Below are 3,160 nucleotides of genomic sequence, written 5' to 3' on the forward strand. Positions count from 1 at the left end.
CCGCGTACGGCGCTCTCCGTCCGCTGCCGTGTAGTGCACGGCGCGGACGTCGAACAGGGGCCAGCGGGACGGGTCGAGGACCTGGTGGGACATCTCCTCGCGCAGGACGGCGAGCTGTTCCTCGCCCTCCGCGACGGGGATCGTGAACTCGGGTACGGAGGCGAGGACTTGTTGCCGTCCGTCCTCGTCGAACACGGCCCGCAGCATCGGATGCCGGTCGATCAGCCGCCGCCAGGCCCGCTCCAGGGCGGCGACGTCGGCGTGCTCCTCGTCCGTCTCGCTGTAGTAGTGCGAGCCGACGCCGCCCAGATCCAGCTGCGCCGTCCGCCCGATCCAGTACGCCCGCTGCACGTCGGTCGCCGGGAACGGCTCGTGCGCGTGCTCCGGGTCGAGCACCAACCCCGGTGCTGTCAGGGGCTGTTCGGCATCGAGGGTGAGTGTGGCGGCGTAGTCCTTGAGCACGGGGCGCGTGAACAGGCCCGCGATACGGGCCCCGCTCAGCCCGGCCTCGCGCAGCCGGGCCACGAGACGGGTCGCGAGCAGGCTGTCGCCGCCGAGCGCGAAGAAGTCGTCGTCCCTGCCGACCCGTCCGGCGCCCAGCAGCTCCCGCCACACGGCGGCGACCAGCTCCTCCACCGGCCCGCTCGGCTCCGTGTCCCCGCCCGACGGCACGCCGGCCGACTCCGCCCACGCGGCCAGCGCGGCCCGGTCCACCTTGCCGTTGGCCGTCAGCGGCAGCCCCTCGGGCAGCGGGACGAACGCGGAGGGCACGGCGTGCGCGGGCAGCCGCTCCGGGAGCCGCCGCTCCAGCCCGGCCAGGTCGAGGGCGCCCTCGGGCACCACGAAGGCGGTCAGCCGCTGCTGCCCGCGCGGCCCGGTCGCCACGGTCACCGCACGGGCGACGCCCGGCTGCGCGAGGAGCGCCGCGTCGACCTCGCCGAGCTCGGTGCGATGGCCGCGGATCTTCAGCTGATGGTCACGGCGCCCCAGGAACTCCAGCAGCCCGCCGGGCCGGTAGCGGCCCAGGTCGCCGGTGCGGTACCAGCGCTCCCCGGCGTCCGTCACGAACCGGTCGGCGGTGCGCTCCGGGTCGCCCCGGTAGCCGGTGGCCACCCCGGCCCCGCCGATCCACAGCTCGCCCGGCACCCAGTCCGGGCAGTCCTCGCCGAGCGGCCCGACGACCCGGAACCGCTGACCGCGCAGCGGAGTCCCGTACGGCACCGAGGGCCAGCCCTCCGGGGCGCCGTCCGTGGCGTCGTAGGCGTTGGACCAGATCGCGGCCTCGGTCGCGCCGCCCATCGCGGTCAGCCCGCAGAGGCCCCGGGACGCCCCGGCCAGCCGCCCGGCCAGGTCGAGCGGCACCCAGTCGCCGGAGACCAGCGCGACGCGCAGCCCCGGCGGCGCCTGCCCGGCGGAGGCCGTGAGCAGCATGTCCAGGAGCATCGGCACCGAGTTCCAGACGGTGACGCCGTGCCGCACGGCCAGATCACGCCAGCGCTGGGCGTCACGGCGCTCGTCCTCGGCGACCAGCACGAGCGCGCCGCCCGCGCCGAGCAGCCCGAACACGTCGTACACGGACAGGTCGAAGTCGAGCGCGGAGACCGCAAGGACCCGGTCGGCGGGGCCGATGCCGTGCCGTTCGGTGATGTCCTCCACGGTGTTCGCGGCGGCCCGGTGCGTCACCTCGACGCCCTTGGGCTCACCCGTGGACCCCGAGGTGAAGATGACGTACGCGCACGCGTCCGGGTCGCTCGCCACGGGCGCCGCCAGCGGCTCGGGCAGTGGCTCGGCGAGGAAGCCCGCGTCCACGACGCAGCGCGCCCCCGACGCCCGCAGTATCCGCTCGCGCCGCACCGGCGGCTGGTCGGCGCCGACGGGCACGTACGCCGCCCCGGCGGCGGCCACCCCGAGCACGGCGGCGACCTGGTCCGGGCCCTTGGGCAGCGACACGGCGACCGTGTCCCCGGGGACGACCCCGCGCGCCGCCAGCGCGGCGGCGACGCGCAGCGCACGCTCGCGCAGCTCACCCCGGGTCATGACCCCGTCCGCGCCCCACAGCAGCGCGGCGGGGCGCGGATCGGCGGCGGCCCGGTCGAAGAACGGCAGGTGCAGGGCGCGCCGGCCGCCGGGCAGCCCCGTGGCGTTGACGCGCTCGCGCACCGCGCGCTGCCCGTCGGGCAGCAGGGCGGGCCGGGGCGCACGCCAGTCGCCGTCGCACAGGCGGCGCAGCAGCGTCCCGAACGCGGCGGACATCGTCTCGACGAGCCCGCCCGGGAACAGCTCCCGCACCGCGTCCCACTGGTGGCGCAGCGACCCGTCCCGGCCCTCGTACACCTGGAGGTCGAGCCACACCTGCGGGGTCTGGCTGACCCCCCACACGCGCGCCGGGAACCCGTCCGGCGCGTCCATGGACACGCCGTCGTCGACGCCGAGCGCGCTGGTGAACACCACCGGCACGGCCGCGTCCCGCTCCCCGCGGGCGCGGGCCAGCTCCCGCATCACCCACACGGCGGACACCGAGCGGTGGTCCAGGTCGCGCCACAGCTGCTCCTGGAGCCCGCGCACCCGGGTCAGCCAGTCCTCGCCCGCCCGCGGCCGGTGCGCGGCGAGCAGCAGCGAGGTGAAGTCGCCCAGCACCCGGTTGATGTCCGGGTGGATCTCCTGCCGGTCGAACAGGGTGAGGTTGACGGTCAGTTCGGGGCTCTCGCTCCAGGCGCCGAGCACCTCCGCGTAGACGGCCAGGAGCAGCGCCGACGGGGTGACGCCGTGCTCGCGCGCCCGCGCCTTGAGCCGCTGCCAGCGCTCCGCGCCGAGCTCCCCCGAGGTGCGCGCGAAACGGGGCCGGCCCAGCGTGGCGGGGTCGCGCAGGAGGGGCAGCCGGGGCGCCGGGGGCAGCTCGGGCAGCCGCTCGCGCCAGTACGCCCGGTCGGCGTCCAGCGTCTCGGGCGCGGGCCGCACCGAGGCCAGGTAGTCCCGGAACGTCGCCTCCACGGCAGGGAGTTCGGCGTCGGGGTCGGCGTAGAGGGCGCCCAGCTCGGTGAAGACCGTCATCATGCTGAGGCCGTCGAGGACCAGGTTGTCCAGGCTGACCCCGATCCGCGTACGGCGCTCTCCGTCCGCTGCCGTGTAGTGCACGGCGCGGACGTCGAACAGGGGCCAG

The 3,160-nt window shown here is 76.4% G+C and carries 1 protein-coding gene; it reads right to left on the minus strand.

What is annotated here, in order from left to right; translation table 11 throughout:
- Nucleotides 1-3,160: amino acid adenylation domain-containing protein (locus PV682_RS43915; protein ID WP_319738549.1), on the minus strand; the 3,160-nt coding region annotated here is incomplete at both ends.

This window comes from Streptomyces niveiscabiei (assembly GCF_033794345.1).
GTDB classification, from domain to species: Bacteria; Actinomycetota; Actinomycetes; order Streptomycetales; family Streptomycetaceae; genus Streptomyces; species Streptomyces niveiscabiei.